Genomic DNA, 15,195 nt, shown 5'->3' on the forward strand with positions numbered 1-15,195 from the left:
CAAATTGCCGCCGAGATCAAAGTCCGTGAAGAGCAGGTGCGCACCGCCGTCGACCTGCTCGACCAAGGCTCCACCGTCCCCTTCATCGCCCGTTATCGCAAGGAGGCCACCGGGGGCCTCGACGACATCCAGTTGCGCGAGCTCGAAGCTCGCCTGTCCTACCTGCGCGAACTGCAAGACCGGCGCGAGACCGTACTGGCCAGCATCCGTGAGCAGGGCAAGCTCACCCCCGAGCTGCAAGCTGCCATCGAAGCTGCGCCGACCAAGCAGGAACTCGAAGACCTGTACCTGCCCTACAAGCCCAAGCGCCGCACCAAGGGACAGATCGCCCGCGAGGCCGGGCTCGAGCCGCTGGCCGATTTGCTCTTTGCCGACCTCACGCGGGACCCACAGGTGGAGGCGCAGCCCTTTGTGAAAGCCGAGAAAGGCGAGGGCGGCGAAGACTTCACCACCGTGCCCGCGGTGCTAGACGGGGTGCGCGACATCCTCTCCGAGCGCTGGGCCGAAGACCCCGCCTTGGTGCAGTCCCTGCGCGAATGGCTGTGGACCGAGGGCCTGCTCAAATCCAAGCTCGCGGCTGGCAAGGATGAAAACCACCCCGACGTCGCCAAGTTCCGCGACTATTTTGACTAAGACGAGCCGATTGGCCGGGTCCCCTCGCACCGTGCGCTGGCGGTGTTTCGCGGCCGGCAGCTTGAGATTCTGGACGCCAAGCTGGTGCTGCCCATCGAGCCCGAGCCCGGCCAGCCCTCGATCGCCGAGGGCCGCATTGCCCTGCACCTGGGCTGGAGCCACGCCAAGCGGGCCGCCGACGATTTGATTCGCAAATGCGTCACCTGGACCTGGCGGGTGAAACTGTCGCTCTCCACCGAACGCGACCTCTTCACCCGCCTGCGTGAAGACGCCGAGAAAGTAGCCATCAAGGTCTTTGGCGACAACCTGCGCGACCTGCTGCTGGCAGCGCCCGCCGGCCCACGGGTGGTCATGGGCCTGGACCCGGGCATTCGCACCGGCGTGAAGGTGGCCGTGGTGGACGCTACCGGCAAGCTGGTCGACACCAGCACCGTGTTCCCTCACGAGCCGCGCCGCGACTGGGAAGGGTCGCTGCACACCCTGGCCAAGCTGTGCGAGAAGCACGGCGTCAATTTGATTGCGATTGGCAACGGCACCGCCAGCCGCGAGACCGACAAGCTCGCCGCCGATTTGATCAAGCGCCTGGCCACCCTCACCGGGCCGGAGGCCGAACGCTTTGCCGGCCTGCAAAAGGTGGTGGTGTCCGAGGCTGGGGCGTCGGTGTATTCGGCCAGCGAATTCGCCTCCCAAGAAATGCCCGATGTCGACGTAAGCCTGCGCGGCGCGGCCAGCATCGCCCGCCGTCTGCAAGACCCATTGGCCGAGCTGGTGAAGATCGACCCCAAGTCCATCGGCGTCGGCCAGTACCAGCACGATGTGAACCAGTCCGAGTTGGCGCGCCAGTTGGACGCAGTGGTGGAAGACTGCGTGAACGGCGTCGGCGTCGACCTCAACACCGCCTCGGTGCCGCTGCTCTCGCGCGTCTCGGGGCTGTCGGCCACCGTGGCCAAGTCGGTAGTGCGCTGGCGCGAAAGCCATGGTGCCTTCAAAAGCCGCCAGCAACTTTTGGAGGTCTCGGGCCTGGGCCCCAAGACCTTCGAGCAAAGCGCTGGCTTTCTGCGCATTCGCGGTGGTGAGAACCCGCTGGACATGACTGGTGTGCACCCCGAAACCTACCCGGTGGTCGAGAAGATGCTGGGCACCTTGGCCAAGCCGGTGCAAGAGGTAATGGGCCGCGCCGAGATGCTCAAGGCCCTGCGCCCTGAGCTGTTTGCCAACGAGCAGTTTGGCGTCATCACCGTGCGCGACATCCTCGCCGAGCTGGAAAAACCCGGCCGCGACCCGCGACCCGACTTCAAGGTGGCCCGCTTCAACGACGGCGTGGAAGACATTGCCGACCTGCGCGAGGGCATGGAGCTCGAAGGCACGGTGAGCAACGTGGCGCAGTTTGGCGCCTTCATTGACCTGGGCGTGCACCAGGACGGCTTGGTCCATGTGAGCCAGCTCTCGCACAAGTTCGTCACTGATGCACGCGAGGTGGTCAAGACCGGCGACATCGTCAAGGTGCGCGTGCTCGAGGTCGACCCGGTGCGCAAGCGCATCAGCCTGACCATGAAGCTCGGCGCGCCGCAAGGGCAGGGCGGTGGACGGCGCGAGGGCACTGCTCCTGGTGTCGGTGGCGGGCCAGGCCGGGGCGGCGACAACCGCTTCGAACATGCCGCCCGCGGCCAGCGCGCGCCGACGCCGCAAAAGCTCGATTCGGCCATGGCCGGGGCGTTTGCCAAGCTGCAGGGCCTCAAGAAGTAAGCCATGCCCCGCGCCCTTCGCCTCTACGCTGGCCCTGCCGCCCGTCGCCATATTGAGCGGCACGGCCTGCAGCCATCCGACATCGGCGTGGTGCCGGGGGCGGCCGGAGGGCCCAAGGGGCTGATCCTCGGCCCGCTCGACGAATTCATCTTCGGCCGCTGGCTGGCGCAATCGCAGCACCCGGTGGACCTGGTGGCCGCTTCGATCGGCGCCTGGCGCATGGCCACCGCCTGCCTGGACGATCCCATCGCCGCCTTCGGCCGGCTCTCGCATGACTACATCCGCCAGCACCAGGAGCCGCCGCCGGGCCGCAAGATGCCGACGGCTGACCAGATTTCCGAGGGCTTTGCTCAGGGCCTGCACACCTTCTACGAGGGCCGCCTGAGCCAGATCCTCTCGCATCCGCGCTACCGGCTGCATGTGCTGGTCTCGCGCGGCCGCCAGCTTCTGCGCCGGGAGCATCCGCTGGCCACGCCCCTGGGCTATGCCAGTGCCTTTCTGGCCAATGCAGTCCACCGACCGGCGCTGGGGGGCTGGCTGGAGCGGATGGTTTTTAGCAGCGGCGCCGAGCCGGTCGAGATGGGCCGGCTCCCCTTTGCCACGCAAGACTTCCGCACACGCCAGCTGCCGCTGACCGAGGCGAACTTTCACGCCGTGGTACAGGCCAGCTGCTCCATCCCCTTCTTCATGCGCGCGGTGAACGACATTCCCGGCGCGCCGCCTGGCGCTTATTGGGACGGCGGCCTCACCGACTACCACCTGCACCTCAATTACCTTCCGCCGAAGTCCGAAGGGCCCGGTCAGGGCGGGCTGGTGCTGTACCCGCATTTTCAGAAAGCCGTCGTGCCCGGCTGGCTGGACAAAGGCCTGCCTTGGCGGCACCGGTCCAGCGCCTTCCTGGACAACATGCTGGTGGTGGCGCCGGACCCGGCCTGGGTGGCCACGCTGCCCAATGGCAAGCTGCCTGATCGCACCGACTTCACGCGCTACGGCCTGGACCTGGCCGCCCGCGTGGAGGCTTGGACGCGCGCGGTCGACGCGTCACGCCAGCTGTCCGAGGAATTTGAGGCCTGGCTGGCCAAGCCGGACCCGTCCCAGGTGGAGGCCTTGTGAGGCTGGTGCGCGAGGCCGAACCCGCGCGCACCCCAGCACCTGACAGGCCGGCATCTGCGAGCCCCCGCGAGCGCGTGCTCGGCTGGGACCTGCTGCGCGGGCTTTGCGCGCTCACCGTCATGGCCTATCACCTGCTCGGGTGGCAAGACATCGCCCATCTCTCGCCTCTGGGCACCTACGGTGTCTACCTGTTCTTCCTGCTTTCGGGCGCGAGCATGGCCTATGTGTACGACGCCGACCGCGTGGCCACCTGGGGCGGTGCCTGGCGCTTTCTGGTCACGCGCTGGTTTCGGCTGGCACCGCTGTACCTCGTGGCCTGTCTGGTGTTCCTGGCCATGCTGGCCGCGCGCAACGGCTTTTGGGCCTCCGAGATCCCTTTTCGTCTGGCGCTCAACGCCAGCTTCGCCTTCGGCCTGTATGACCCGACCACCTGGGCACTGGCCGTGGGCGGTTGGTCGCTCGGCATCGAGTTCGTTTTTTATTTGGCCTTTCCCTTCCTGATGCAGGCGGCACGCACGCGCGCCGGCCGCTGGGTCACGCTGGCGGCGCTGGTGCTTCTGCAGGCCGGCTGGGTGCTGTCGACGGTGGGCCAGGAGGGGCTGGCCACTGCGGGTGTGGCCTATCACCAGGTGCCTGGCTTCGCCGGCTGGTTCTTTGCGGGGTGCCTGATCGGGCAGGCGCGGCGCGAGCAGGGCGCCTGGCGGGGCCGAGGCCTCGCATGGACGACGGGCGTGTTCGCCTGGGGTGGTCTGGGCCTGCTGCTGGTCGTCGCCGCCGGGCCCACACCGGGGCAGGAACTGCTGGGATGGCGCGGCCTGATGATCCCGCTCGCCTGCGCTCTGGTGGTCTGGGTGAGCGCCCAGGTGCGGGTGGAACGGCCCTTTGCTCTGGCCCTGGCCGACCTGCTGGGACGCCTCACCTACGGGGTGTACCTGATTCACCCGCTGGTGTATTTCGGCTTTGCCTGGTTCGTCTGGCCCGGCGCGCAGGCCGCGGTGGCAGGCCAACAGGCATTGGGGCTGGGCATCGCCCTCGCGGCGGGCTGGGTCACTTGCGTGCTGGCGACCCAAGGCTTTCGCTGGATCGAGGCCCCTGGTCAGCGCCTGGCCAAGCGCTTGCTGGCGCGGCCGAAGTCGCCGCTGCACCCGCGGCACTAGCCTGCCCGCTGCGACCGGGCCCCGAGGCGTCGGAGAAGCCCCTCTTTGCCCTCTCGATTTCAGCCACGACCTCTTTGATGCGCCAGTCGAACATTCGGGTGATTCCCAGGACTGGAATGTCGGAGTCCTCAGGGGGCGGGCCGATCAGGTCTGACACCCAGGCGGGGCGCTCCTTGAGCAGGCCCACGGCGTAGCGCAGCTCGGCGATGATTTCCCTCAGAACGCTCGCCGAAGCCCTGCGGTCTTCCATCGCCAGGCCGAGTTTCTCACCCTGCTGGGCCAGCCACTGGGCTTCACGCTGGACCATTGCGGTGTGCCAGCCCAGGCGAGGGACCAGCAGGCATGCGGAGAGCTCCCGGACGCCGGTGTTCATCAAGTCCGGGTCCGTCATCACGCGCACGTATTGCACGCTCGGATACAGCGCCTGCCAATAGGCGATGTAGAAGTGCGCGAGCGCCTGGATGTGTGACTTGCCAATCGCTTCGAACGTTGTCGCAGGGATTGGCGATGTCATAGGGCCCAGCCTCAAAGCCGCAGCGGGTAAGGCCTGCACAAACCGCACCAGGGCCTCACGCTCGCGAACGAATTCCTCGGGCCGCAGCTCGGCGATGATCGCCTTGAACCAAAGGCGGACCTCGGAGCGTTGTCGGAGCGGGTCACCCTCAGCGGCGTAAATTTCGGTGGGCCGCCGCACGCCATAGCTGTGGCTGATGGCGGCGCACTGCACCACATGCGCCGAGGTCAACTGGTCGGAGATCCGCTGAAAAAGGCGCATCAATTCGGCGGGTTCTTCTTTCTTGAATCGCGTACTGACGTTTTTCATCAGCTCACCGAAGCCCGGGGCCCTGGGGGAACGTGAAATCGTGCGCAGCACCTCCACGACATCGACCCCCGCCCTGCCGAGGGCGCCCAGTGCCTCCAGATCGAGCGTTTCGTGCGACTGCTCCTTGATCAGGTCCGGCAGGTACGAGGCCAGCCGGGCACTGGGCGAATCAGGCCATGGAGCCCCCTCGATCTCCATGGCGCTTTCCGGGCCTGGCATCAGGGTAGCCTTCGGAGCGCGGGCGATGAGCGCAGCCTCCAGAAGGGGCTGAAGCAAGGAATTGAGGCCCAGATCAACCTGCAGGCGCAAGAGAGGACGGAGGGCAGCCATCACCCAGGGGGCTGGCACGCGGGTGGGTCGGCTGGAGATGGGACGCTGTTCAGGCCACGTCCCTTCGCCAGGGGATATCTCCGGCCGCACGCCTTCGTCGGGGAGCCTCTCGATGACGGCCTCGAACCAGGGGCGCAGAGCCTCGTCCTGAGCCCAAGACGGACACCGCGAGCGCGGAAGACGCACGGTGAGCAAGTCGTAAGCGGCCCCCAGGACACCCAGGGCATGGGAGCGCGTCTGCCGATCCGTCGGGCTTGCCAGCAGGGCAGCGCCGGCGCGCCCCACCGTCTGGCGAAACTGCTGGAGCGCCGCTGCGGCCGAAGGCCCGGCTTGACCGTCACCACGAAGACCACGCAGGGAGCGCTCATCACGCACAGGACCCCACGCCGCGCCGACGGCCAATCTCGCGAGCATGGCAGCACAGTCTGAGGGCGTGGCATGGCGACCCAGCGCGCGCTCGGCCCACAGCGACCCAGCCGAATCCGCCTTTCCTTGAAGCATCATCGTGGAGAGCCGGGCTTCAAACGCTGCGAGCGGCTCTTGCGCTGGGTTCGGGCCGCGGACGGACCGGCTCTTGGCATCGACGGCGGCGACGGCAACGGTCTCACCACGGATCGGGGCTGTCGATGCCAGTGCCTGATCGGCGAAGGACGTAGGGCGACGTTCATCACGCAAGCCACCGAGGGACAGGCTGTCTGCGAAGCGGGCGCACAGGCCCGGCTGATCGTCATCAAACGCCATCGGCGCGGTGGCGGCATCGGGCCCGAGGCCGGCACCCTGTGGCGAAGCGCTAGCGTGCCGAGCCGTTTGTGCAGCGGGCACCCCAGAAGTCCGCGCTTGCGCCGATGGCGTGGACCCGTCGGGAATGGCTGCGGCGCTCGGCGACGTCATGGCCGCCTCCTGCTTCGTCCGCTTGGCCCGCGGGGTGGATGGCCAAAGGCCTTCTTCATCGGCCCCTCCGTCGACGGATCCCTCCAAAACATATCACCGACTTCGCCGTCTATCGCCCAGTTGTCGTTCAGCCACTTCATCAGCGCGCAGCACTGCTCGGGCGTGGATCTCGGTCCCAGGGCTGCGTCAGCGAAGACCTGGCCTGCGTCTTGGAAGCGGTGCGCACGGGCGAGGCTTGTGACTCGGCGGGTAACGGCCTGTGGCGCCGCATCTGGCGCCACCCTCGGCGCTGCGTCCGACGCCACTACGCGAAGCCGCAAAGGAAGAGCCCCGGCAGTTCCGGCAGGCGGCGGAGCGGGAGCTACACGGGCGGCAGCGGAGGCAGTGGGGCGCGGCAGACGGGGCAGGCAGCAGGAAAACAGGGACCGGAGGCAGCCGGGCTCGGCGTCGCGCCCAGGCTCCTGGATTGGCTGTGGAGGCGGGGGCGCAGCGGCTGCCGCTTCAGGCGCTGGCCCCATGACGTCGGCACCGGGAGCTCCGCGCTCGGTGGGTGCCGCTGCGGCTGCGGCTCTGACGATAACGAGCCGGGTCGTGGTGGTTCTTGGGGGAGTCTGGCCGTGCATGGTCTAGGAGGACCTCGGTGGAGGGTTGGATGACGGAAAGACCGTGATCAAAACCCCACCGCAGCGCCGCCGCTTGACGCGCCCCTGTCTAAAAGGCCGGCCGAGGTGCCGGCCCTGCCTCAGAGCGACTCGGCCAGGATCGCCTCGTACTCTTCGGGCGTCGCGATGCGCGGATTGGTCTTGTGGCAGTGGTCAGCCAACGCGCCCTCGATGATCTTGGCGAACAGGTCCCGGGTCACGCCCATCTCGGCCAGGCCCTTGGGCAGTCCTAGTCGCGCGTTCAGGTCACGGATAGCTTGCGCAACATCACCCGCCGAAGTCAGACCCATGGCATGGGCCATGCGCTCCAGACGCCGCTCTTTTCGGATGGACTCGGCCTGGGCGTTGAAGCGGATCACCGCAGGCAGAAACATCGCGTTCAACGTGCCGTGATGCAGGCGCGGGTCGACGCCCCCCAGGCTGTGCGAGAGCGAGTGCACCGCACCGAGGCCCTTCTGGAAAGCCATGGCGCCCTGCATCGAGGCGCTCATGAGGTTGAGGCGCGCCTCCCGGTCGCTGCCGACGCGGGTGGCGCGCTCGATGTGCGCCCAGCCCCGTTCGAGACCGTCGAGCGCGATGCCGTCGGCCGGCGGGTTGAAGGCCGGCGCCATGAAGGTCTCCATGCAGTGGGCAATGGCGTCCATGCCGGTGGCCGCGGTGAGCTTGGGCGGCAGGCCCAGGGTCAGCTCGGGGTCGCAGATGGCGCCGCGCGGCATCAGGTTCCAATTGTGGAAACCCAGCTTGCGGCCATCGTCAACGATGAGGATCGCACCGCGCGCCACCTCGCTGCCAGTGCCGCTGGTGGTGGGCACAGCAATGAGCGGAGCGACTTTCTCGCTGATTCGGTGGGCGCCGCCCAGGATGGTGGCGTAGTCCGTCAGCGGCCCCGGGTGTGTGGCGGCAATGGCCACCCCCTTGGCGCAGTCGATGGCCGAGCCGCCTCCGACGGCGATTAAGCCATCACAGCCCTCCCGCTGGTACACCACGCACGCTGCCCGCACCGCGGCCTCGTTGGGGTTGGACGGGGTCTGGTCGAAGACGGCGGTCGGCACGCCAGCCAGTGCATCCAGTGCCTTTTGCAGTACGCCGGCGGCGCGTACGCCGGCGTCTGTGACGATGAGGGGACGGGTAATGCCGACGCGTTCGCACTCCTGCTTGAGAAGCGCAATGGCACCGAACTCGAATTGGATCTGTGTGGCGTAGTTGATGAAGGCCATGGCGCGGGGGTATGAATTTGGTCTTTAGCGGGGGATCCGGACCTGTGAGTCCGGACCGTTTGAGCGCTACGATGCCATAGTTTTCAAGCTGACCATGCCCCCTACGCGACTGACCCCGGCCATGCGCTCCGTGCTCGAGCGGCGCGCCCGCGCCAAGCTCCCGCCCATGCACCACATGACGGCAGCCCAGGCCCGCGCCGCCTATGAGCAGGTGGCCGAGTTCCTGGAGATTCCCAAGCCCGTTGTGGCTCGGGTCGAAGACTTTCACATCCCCGCCCGCGACGGGCACAACATGGCCGCCAGGCTGTATGACGATGCGGCGCCAGCCCGGACATCGGAGGGCAATAGCGTGGCCAAGTTGGCCGCCCTGGGTACCGCGCCAGGCGCCACATCTGGCACCACATCCGGCACCACATCCGGCACCACATCCGGCCGCCCCGTGCTTCTTTTTCTGCATGGCGGCGGGTTCGCCATCGGCAGCATCGCCACCCATGACACCCTCTGCCGGGAGCTGGCGCGCCTCTCGGGCTGCGCCGTGGTCTCCCTGGACTACCGCCTCGCCCCCGAGCACACATTTCCCACCGCTGTCCACGACGCCTGGGACGGCCTGCAATGGCTACACGCCCAAGGCGCCACCCTGGGCCTGGACCCGTCCCGCCTTGCCGTCGGCGGCGACAGCGCCGGCGGCACCCTGGCTGCGGTTTGTGCCCTGATGGCGCGTGACGTGGGCCTGCCCCTGGCGCTGCAGCTCCTGATTTACCCCGGCACCACCGCCCACGCCGACTTTCCCTCACGCACCCACTACCGCGAAGGCCTGCTGCTCGACGAGACCATGATCGACTGGTTCTTCTCCCACTACCTCCCGCGCCAGGACCGAGAAGACTGGCGCTTTGCCCCGCTTTTGGCACCCGACGTCGAGGGCGTAGCCCCAGCCTGGCTGGCCCTGGCCGAGTGCGACCCGCTGGTTGACGAAGGACTGGCCTACGCCGACAAGCTGCGCATGGCCGGTGTGCCGGTTGATCTTGAGATCTACCGCGGCGTGGTGCATGAGTTCATCAAAATGGGCCGGGTGATCCCCGAGGCCCGCCAGTTCCACTCCGATGCGGCCGCCGCCCTGCGCCGCGCCCTACAGCCCTGACACCATGAGCCACGCCCAATCCCAGCCCCAATCCCAATCCCAGGCGAAAACTCCAGCCCCGAGCCGCGACGCCTTCCGCTTCTTCCACCGCCTGCGGGTGCGCTGGGCCGAGGTGGACATGCAAAAAATCGTCTTCAACGCCCACTACCTGATGTACGCGGACACGGCGGTGGCCGACTACTGGCGGGCTCTGGCGTTGCCTTATGAGGAGGCCATGCACCACCTGGGGGGTGACCTGTATGTCAAAAAGGCCACCGTCGAGTACCACGCGTCCGCCAAGATGGACGACCGGCTGGACATCGGCATGCGCTGCGCCCGCATCGGCAACAGCTCGATGGTTTTTGAGTGCGGCATCTTCCGCGGCGAGCAGCTGCTGGTGACGGTCGATTTGCTCTACGTGTTTGCCGACCCGGCGACGCAAACCTCCAAGCCGGTGCCACAGGCCTTGCGTGACTGCATCGAGGGCTATGAGCGGGGCGAGGAAATGGTCACCGTGCGAACGGGGCGCTGGGACGAACTGGGCGACGACGCCCGCGAGATCCGCCTGCGAGTTTTCGTGGTCGAGCAGAAGATTCCGGTCGAAGAGGAATGGGACGAGGCCGATGCTGTGTGCGTGCATGCGGTGGCCTACAACCGGCTGGGGATGGCGGTGGGCACGGGCCGGCTGCTACCGGCCGAGGATAGTGTGAGCAAGATCGGGCGGATGGCGGTGCATGAGGTGCTGCGGGGCAGCGGTGTGGGACGTGCGATCCTATTGCGCCTGATGGACTCTGCACGCGCACGGGGCGACCGAGAAATCGTCCTTCATGCCCAGCGCAGCGCACAGGCCTTCTACGCCAAGATGGGATTTTTGATCGTCGGCGCGCCTTTCGAAGAGGTCGGAATCCCCCACGTGACCATGAGTGGGTTGCTCGGCTAGGCTCCAACGCCTTTGCAACTCAGCTCGGCTTGTGACTGACTGGCATTTGGACTTCGTCCGAGGCTAATGGTGCATCCGTGGAGTTCTGCGCCGGCGTCAGCGGCAAACGATCCGGCGCAAGATGTTGGCTAATTCCCGCATCTGCTGGGGATGGCGATAACGGATGTTCAACACCGTCTGGGGTGGTGCCGGCAACCTGTTCATCGAGTGCAGCCTCCACGGCTCCGATGCACACCTTGCGCGCATGGGCTTGGTCGATGGTGTCGTCCACAATTGCCTTGAAGTCTGGCATGGGGGCCATTGCAGGGCCGTTCTCGCCCCGCGTCCATGCTGTGACCATCACGTCCGTGGCAAAGCGCATCAGTCCGGTGATCCTCTCCCGCTCCTGCGAATTTGATTTTGCACTCTGGTGATGGTCGTTTAAGCGGTGGATCATTTGCTGGAAGTCCTTGCCGCTGGGGGGGCCCACCTTGACCGCAATGAAGTGCCGGAATGCTTCCTTCGTACTCAATGGCAGTGTGCGGCTCTTGTCGACAAATCCGTCGACTGCTGAATCAAGCCGATCCTTTTGCTGCTGCTCTGGGTCTGCTTTCTTGATGGCTTCCCCGCTATCAATGACAGGGGTATTCGTTTCCCATGCCAAGGCCTCGATACATCTTCGGTGGATATCTGGATCTTTCACGCCCTGATCGATGGCGAGCCTTAGTCCAGCTAAGTCTTCCAGAGTTATCCGATTTCCTCCTTTGTCGATCGCGAACCTCCTGACGAGCAGTTCAACGCTGAGCGCATTACTGGTCATGGGCAATAAGGTCCCTGGTTCCACCTTCATGGCTGCCGGCGAAGCTGCGGACCGCAAGGCCCACGCGGCACTTTCGTCGCTCATTTTTCGGTGGCCGAGTTGGACAGATAACTTCGCAGCCGCAGCGTCGAGCTCCAGTGAGCTCCGATTGAGCAGTGCGATCGTTCGATATTCATCACACGTCTTTTTCACCATTGCTCCGGGAGCGGCCATCATGTGGCGTGTGCTTGGTTGCGTCAAAACAAACCGGTCAGCAACTCTGGTGTTGATGGGGCGAACGACTGGCTGAATGCGGTCATTCGTCCTGAAGCTAAGGGCTGATGGGTAACTCCTTGCGGCTTCAGGGCGCTCACCTAACAAATTGAGCTTTGCCTGCATGACCTTGCTGGTCAAACGCGGAAAAGTCCGCTCGATGTACGACGGCCGCACATAGGACTGGCTCTGATTGGACGGGCTCTGAACAGGCATGAAACCCCCTGAGGATTTGGATGCCCATCAGTAACCACTCCAGCTCTTCAGTTCGTGCCAGTCATGCGGAAAAGGCCCGCCCCGCTTGAAGCTAAATATCAGCCAGTAAAAAATACGGTATTGATTTGGAGTAGAGGCGCGTTGCGTCCCCATCAGCGACTTTTTCAAGAGCGCCAATTCCTTCGCCGCTGAGATGACCAGATACGATCGCATCCCAAAAGGTTGCTCCAGAGCCATTTTCCGGGAGGGGCGACGCCTGGACGACAAGTGTGGAAGCTTGGTCATCCCCAGGCAACTGCATTTCTTGGCCAGGGGTTAGCGGAAGCTCCGAGCGCACCAGAAACGCCCGCCGCTTGATCTGCCCCCTGAACTGGCTTCGCGCCACCACCTCCTGCCCCGGGTAGCAGCCCTTCTTGAAGTTCACTCCGCCCACCGATTCGTAATTGAGCATTTGCGGCACGAAGGCCTCGACCACCGGTGCCGTGATGGTGGCGACGCCGCTGCGTACCTCGGACCAGAGCCAGGCAGCCTCGGACAACGTTGCAGCCTCGGGGGGCGTGGTTCCGGCCGGTGCCAGCCACAGCGCGCGCGGCACGCCATCGGCCGGATACAGGGCGACGGCATGGGCTTCACCCTCCACCTGGTCCGTCCAAGGCTCGGGCATGGCCGGAGCCGCTACGCCCAGCGCCGAGCGGGCCGCCTCGCCGGCCAGCCCGCGCAATTCAAAAGCCGCCGTTGCATCACTCAACTTGACCTTGGCCCGCAAGACAAACATCGACAGGCGCTTCAGGGTCGGCGCCAAGATGTCGGCCGAGACCACCAGCGCAAAGTCGTCCGCGGCCAGGCGGACCCCAACAAAGCTCGCCAGAAGCCGACCCTTGGGCGAGCAGTAGCCCGCAAAACGTGCATGGCCTTCGGGAATGAGCATGAAGTCCTGGGTCAATTGGCCCTGAAGGAACTTGGCCGCCTCTTCGCCCTGGGCGCGGATCACGCCCAGGTGGGGCAGGGTGGCTACGCCTTCGAGCAGGGCGGCTGCGGCGGCGGGGGAGGGCAGGGCTTCGGGAACGGCGGAGGCGGCGGCCGCTGCGGAAGCGGTGTCGGAAGCGGTCGGGGAGGGGGCGGTCATCGCTGAATTATCATGCTCCCAACCCGGATCGTCCCCCGGTCGGGGACTCTTTCCCCACTGGCTTTCATCCCCTTCTTGCATTCGTGCGGCGCCTACTTTTCCGACTGCTCTGGCTTTCCCTGCTGGTCGTCCTGCTCGCTGGCGGCACCAGCGCTTGGTGGCTGCTAAGTCCCATCCCGCTCAAAACGCCGCTGGTCGACCTGTCCATCGAGCCCGGCACCAGGCCCAGAGAAGTCGCCCAGGCCGTTCAGGCTGCCGGTGCCGAGGTCTCACCGACCCTGCTCTTTTGGTGGTTCCGCCTGTCGGGGCAATCACGCCTGATCAAGGCGGGCAGTTACGAACTCGAGCCCGGCATTACTCCGCGTGCATTGCTGGCCAAGCTGGCCCGGGGCGACCAGGCCCAGGGCGCGGTGAGCCTGATCGAGGGCTGGAGCTTCCGCCAGTTCCGTGCCGCCGTGGCCAAGGAAAAAGACCTGCGCCCCGACAGCGCTGGCCTCTCCGACGAGGCCCTGATGGAGAAGCTGGGCCGCCCGGGTATCGCTCCCGAGGGTCGCTTTTTCCCCGACACCTACACCTATGGCAAGGGCTCGAGCGACCTGCACCTGATGGACCGTGCCCTGCGGGCGATGGACCGTCACCTGGCACAGGCCTGGAACCAGCGCCAGCCGGACTCGGTGCTGCGCACCCCCGAAGACGCGCTCACCCTGGCCAGCATTGTCGAAAAGGAGACTGGCCGCGCGAGTGACCGGCCGCTGATTTCTGCCGTCTTCCATAACCGCTTGCGCATCGGCATGCCGCTGCAGACCGACCCCACCGTCATCTACGGCATGGGGACGGCCTTTGACGGCAACCTGCGCCGCGCCGACCTGCGCGCGGACACCCCCTGGAACACCTACACCCGCAACGGCTTGCCACCGACACCGATTGCCATGCCCGGCAAAGCAGCACTGCTGGCGGCGGTGCAGCCGGCGCAGAGCAAAGCCTTCTATTTCGTGGCCCGTGGTGATGGCAGCAGCCAGTTCAGCGAGAACCTGGACGACCACAACCGCGCGGTCAACAAATTTCAGCGTGGACAATGAGCGCGAAGGGCCATCGATGACGGACCAGTCCAGAAGCACGCTCAAGGGTCTCTTTCTCACCTTCGAGGGCATCGACGGTGCGGGCAAGTCCACCCACATTCAGGCCTTGGCCGAGGCCTTTGCTGCCGCCGGTCGCGAAGTCGTCACCACCCGCGAGCCGGGCGGTACGCCGCTCGGTGAGAAGCTGCGCACCCTGGCCCTCAACGACCCGATGGACCCGCTCACCGAGGCGTTGCTGATGTTCGCCGCCCGGCGCGAGCATCTGGTGCAGGTGATCGAGCCTGCTCTGGCCCGCGGCCAGGTGGTGCTGTGCGACCGCTTCACCGACGCCACCTTCGCCTACCAAGGCGGCGGTCGCGGCTTTGACTGGCAGGTCCTGCAGCAACTCGAAGCCATGGTGCAGGGGCAGGGCGGGGAGGGCGGCCTGCGCCATCCCGATCTCACTTGGCTGTTCGAGCTGGACCCGGTCGAGGCCGCCCGTCGCCTGGCCGGCGCCCGTGTGCCGGACAAGTTCGAGTCCCAGCCCGCTGCGTTTTTTCAGCAGGTTCAAGAGGGCTATCTGCGCCGCGCGCGTGAAACGCCAGCGCGCTTTGCCCGTATCGACGCCGCCCGTAGCCGCGAGGCGGTCTGGGAGGCGGTGCGCGCCGCTGCCTCCGACCGCGGTTGGCTCTGAGCCTCAGCCTGAGCCAAGCTGTTAATGGAGAGGCATTTAGGCCGCCCTTTTGCTGGGACCGGCAAGCCCCCACAATCGAAGCATGAGCGAGCGAGCTTCACCGGCAAACACCCCGACTGCGCTGGCGCCCTGGATTGGGCGCCAGTTTCAGGCGCTGGCCGCCCGGCCGGGTCACGCCTTTCTCCTGCAGGGCCCTTCGGGTCTGGGGCAGTTTGAGCTGGCCCTGGCGCTGGCCCGCGCCTGGCTGTGCGAAGCCCCGACCGCGCAGGGCGCCTGCGGCCAGTGCCCGAGCTGCCACGCGATTGATGTTCACACCCACGGCGACCTGTGCGTGCTCATGCCCGAGGTCGACATGCTTGAACTGGGCTGGCCTCTTTCCGAAAAAGCCCAGGCCGATATCGACGATAAGAAACGCAAGCCC

The 15,195-nt window shown here is 66.2% G+C and carries 10 protein-coding genes and 2 pseudogenes; 8 read left to right on the forward strand and 4 right to left on the reverse strand.

Translation table 11 applies throughout. The features are described 5' to 3' along the window. From QE494_RS12595 to QE494_RS12605, 3 genes and pseudogenes are all read left to right on the forward strand, one after another. Nucleotides 1-2,379, forward strand: a pseudogene (locus QE494_RS12595) (Tex family protein); the annotation flags it as partial. Between the two features lie 3 nt (nucleotides 2,380-2,382). Then, nucleotides 2,383-3,492, forward strand: coding sequence for a phospholipase (locus tag QE494_RS12600; RefSeq protein ID WP_300043764.1), 1,110 nt, complete (start codon nucleotides 2,383-2,385; stop codon nucleotides 3,490-3,492). Beyond that, nucleotides 3,489-4,649: an acyltransferase gene (locus QE494_RS12605; protein ID WP_300043765.1), complete on the forward strand. Its 1,161-nt coding sequence runs from the start codon at nucleotides 3,489-3,491 to the stop codon at nucleotides 4,647-4,649. Before QE494_RS12600 ends, QE494_RS12605 begins: the two co-directional genes overlap by 4 nt. Here the strand turns inward: QE494_RS12605 and QE494_RS12610 are convergent. Then, the gene (locus QE494_RS12610; RefSeq protein ID WP_300043766.1) at nucleotides 4,540-6,693 is read right to left on the reverse strand and encodes a hypothetical protein; all 2,154 of its coding nucleotides are present in this window, start codon (nucleotides 6,691-6,693) and stop codon (nucleotides 4,540-4,542) included. The two genes, QE494_RS12605 and QE494_RS12610, sit on opposite strands and share 110 nt — an antisense overlap. Nucleotides 6,694-7,435: 742 nt before the next feature. Then, nucleotides 7,436-8,572, reverse strand: coding sequence for an iron-containing alcohol dehydrogenase (locus tag QE494_RS12615; RefSeq protein ID WP_300043767.1), 1,137 nt, complete (start codon nucleotides 8,570-8,572; stop codon nucleotides 7,436-7,438). 121 nt (nucleotides 8,573-8,693) lie between these two features. Here QE494_RS12615 and QE494_RS12620 point away from each other — a divergent pair, with 121 nt between their 5' ends. Continuing rightward, on the forward strand, nucleotides 8,694-9,710 hold the full coding sequence (locus QE494_RS12620; protein WP_300043768.1) for an alpha/beta hydrolase: 1,017 nt from the start codon (nucleotides 8,694-8,696) through the stop codon (nucleotides 9,708-9,710). A 4-nt stretch (nucleotides 9,711-9,714) separates the two neighbouring features. Beyond that, nucleotides 9,715-10,629, forward strand: a complete 915-nt coding sequence (locus QE494_RS12625; RefSeq protein ID WP_300043769.1) for a YbgC/FadM family acyl-CoA thioesterase — start codon at nucleotides 9,715-9,717, stop codon at nucleotides 10,627-10,629. 19 nt (nucleotides 10,630-10,648) lie between these two features. Here the strand turns inward: QE494_RS12625 and QE494_RS12630 are convergent, their stop codons facing one another. Continuing rightward, nucleotides 10,649-11,896 carry a hypothetical protein gene (locus tag QE494_RS12630; RefSeq protein WP_300043771.1) on the reverse strand — a complete coding sequence of 416 codons (1,248 nt, stop codon included), beginning with the start codon at nucleotides 11,894-11,896 and terminating at the stop codon, nucleotides 10,649-10,651. A 91-nt stretch (nucleotides 11,897-11,987) separates the two neighbouring features. Continuing rightward, a complete protein-coding gene (locus tag QE494_RS12635; protein ID WP_300043773.1) occupies nucleotides 11,988-13,022 on the reverse strand; it encodes a folate-binding protein YgfZ in 1,035 nt (344 codons plus the stop codon). Between the two features lie 83 nt (nucleotides 13,023-13,105). Here QE494_RS12635 and mltG point away from each other — a divergent pair, with 83 nt between their 5' ends. The 3 genes and pseudogenes from mltG to QE494_RS12650 form a co-directional block, all read left to right on the forward strand. After that, nucleotides 13,106-14,101 (forward strand): endolytic transglycosylase MltG, encoded by a 996-nt coding sequence (gene mltG, locus QE494_RS12640; protein WP_300043775.1) that lies wholly within the window; start codon nucleotides 13,106-13,108, stop codon nucleotides 14,099-14,101. Nucleotides 14,102-14,117: 16 nt separating this feature from the next. Continuing rightward, on the forward strand, nucleotides 14,118-14,774 hold the full coding sequence (tmk, locus tag QE494_RS12645; protein WP_300043777.1) for a dTMP kinase: 657 nt from the start codon (nucleotides 14,118-14,120) through the stop codon (nucleotides 14,772-14,774). Nucleotides 14,775-14,856: 82 nt separating this feature from the next. After that, a pseudogene (locus QE494_RS12650) lies at nucleotides 14,857-15,195 on the forward strand (DNA polymerase III subunit delta'); the annotation flags it as partial.

The organism is Ramlibacter sp. (assembly GCF_029866045.1).
In the GTDB taxonomy this organism is placed as follows: domain Bacteria; phylum Pseudomonadota; class Gammaproteobacteria; order Burkholderiales; family Burkholderiaceae_C; genus Ramlibacter.

Excerpts from the sequence above, each read along its gene's own strand:
- QE494_RS12600 (WP_300043764.1), top strand. The coding sequence starts at position 2,383 with ATGCCCCGCGCCCTTCGCCTCTACGCTGGCCCTGCCGCCCGTCGCCAT.
- QE494_RS12610 (WP_300043766.1), bottom strand. The coding sequence starts at position 6,693 with ATGACGTCGCCGAGCGCCGCAGCCATTCCCGACGGGTCCACGCCATCG.
- QE494_RS12615 (WP_300043767.1), bottom strand. The coding sequence starts at position 8,572 with ATGGCCTTCATCAACTACGCCACACAGATCCAATTCGAGTTCGGTGCC.
- QE494_RS12620 (WP_300043768.1), top strand. The coding sequence starts at position 8,694 with ATGCGCTCCGTGCTCGAGCGGCGCGCCCGCGCCAAGCTCCCGCCCATG.
- QE494_RS12625 (WP_300043769.1), top strand. The coding sequence starts at position 9,715 with ATGAGCCACGCCCAATCCCAGCCCCAATCCCAATCCCAGGCGAAAACT.
- QE494_RS12630 (WP_300043771.1), bottom strand. The coding sequence starts at position 11,896 with ATGCCTGTTCAGAGCCCGTCCAATCAGAGCCAGTCCTATGTGCGGCCG.
- QE494_RS12635 (WP_300043773.1), bottom strand. The coding sequence starts at position 13,022 with ATGACCGCCCCCTCCCCGACCGCTTCCGACACCGCTTCCGCAGCGGCC.
- tmk (WP_300043777.1), top strand. The coding sequence starts at position 14,118 with ATGACGGACCAGTCCAGAAGCACGCTCAAGGGTCTCTTTCTCACCTTC.